This is a genomic window from Mesotoga sp. HF07.pep.5.2.highcov (genome assembly GCF_003666285.1).
GTDB classification, from domain to species: Bacteria; Thermotogota; Thermotogae; order Petrotogales; family Kosmotogaceae; genus Mesotoga; species Mesotoga prima.
The window spans coordinates 1-1,437 of sequence record NZ_JFHJ01000426.1 but is presented as its reverse complement, the minus strand read 5'-3'; the positions used below and the strand labels follow the sequence as shown (position 1 = coordinate 1,437).

Sequence of the window (1,437 nt, the reverse complement as noted above, 5' to 3'; positions counted from 1 at the left end):
AGGGTGCCCTTTGAAGAACTTAAGGGCGGTGCTTATTATGGAGGGGGTCTCCTCTTTTCGCCTTCAGATATGTCGATTTCGCATTTGGGAGAGGGAACCCTGATTGCATTCCAGGATCTTAGAATGGAGTGGGCACCTGAAGAAGGTTCTTCTATTGCGGAGAGAAATTATGGTTATCTTTACATCAAATCCATAGATGGTACTGGTATCGAATATGAGTATCTGATTTACGATTCGGAAGGTGCAATTGTAAAGCATGTTGACTCAGTTTTTCAGCCGGTGTCTGCAGGTTCTCAAGATCTCTCGAGCTCATCCGATGCTGATTTCTTCTCTGGAGTCTCATACCATTCTGCCGCCGGTATGCAGGACCCGTATATAAGCAGTGGGTATCTTCTAACCTTCAGGCACGAGATACCCGATGCAGAGAGTTCCGGCCCGGTTTCCTTCAGAAAAGTCCTTTTCAGAGTTCAGCAACCTCCAATGGTTTCCTCAACCAGATTTCCCAGTGGCGTAATTGCAGTGAGCAATTCTATACCTAGATCGCTTGTGATAAACTCTTCTCTTCTTGTTCAGGAACCCTCTGCAATCGAAAATCAAATCGTATTTTCCAAGACATCTTCTTTGCCTAATTTCTCAAATGGTGATTATATTTTTGACACAATGAAAGATTCTTTGAGAAGAGTTGTTTCCGTGAATGATTCTGACCCTTCAAAAGTTACACTTGAAACGGAAGAAGCTTTTGTTGAAGAGGCTCTGGGCACTTTGATTCTGAACATTGAAGGTGATGTATCAGAAATCATAGAGAAATTCGGAACCGAAAGTGATCGTTCCTTTGCAGAGAGTGTAACAACAAACCTGATTACAAAAGAATGGGAAGTATCTATCGTTGATGATGATGAGATGAAAGCTGCAATCATGAACAAACTGGTCCTCGACGCGAATATCAGTCTTGACTTTCATCTTTCGTGGAACAAATTCAGCTCAAATGGAACTCTTCGATTTCCGGCAAAAGTCTCTTCTATACTCGAAATAGTTGGAAAGGAAGGGTTCGAGACTGAAAACACGAAGAAGGTAGCTGAACCAGAGGTAAGCATCAGTGTATGCGGCATTCCCGTAAAAGTCAGCATACCGATTGAGCTATTCTATGGAATGGAAACGCAGATCGAGAGCATTGATCTTCAATTCGGTCCAGAGATAGAGGTTTATCCGAAGTTCCATTACGAAGTCGAAGCGAAGATAGACTTCCACGGGCCCCATGGAAAAAGCTATACAAGGGGTTCTATAGACCATAATTCAACCTTTGTAGATAAGATCGATTTCGACGGATCTCCTGAAATTGAAGGAAAGTTTGGCTTCAAGTTCTTTCCGGGAGTAACTATCGCTTGTGTCCTTCGTCCGGAGATGGAAATTCCCATGGGTTTCTCTGCAAAAGTAAAT

At 42.9% G+C, this 1,437-nt stretch carries 1 protein-coding gene; it reads left to right on the top strand.

Annotation, left to right across the window (positions count from 1 at the left end; genetic code table 11):
- Window positions 1-1,437, top strand: a 1,437-nt coding sequence (locus BG32_RS08930) for a hypothetical protein (protein WP_259459637.1), incomplete at both ends; no start/stop codon positions are given.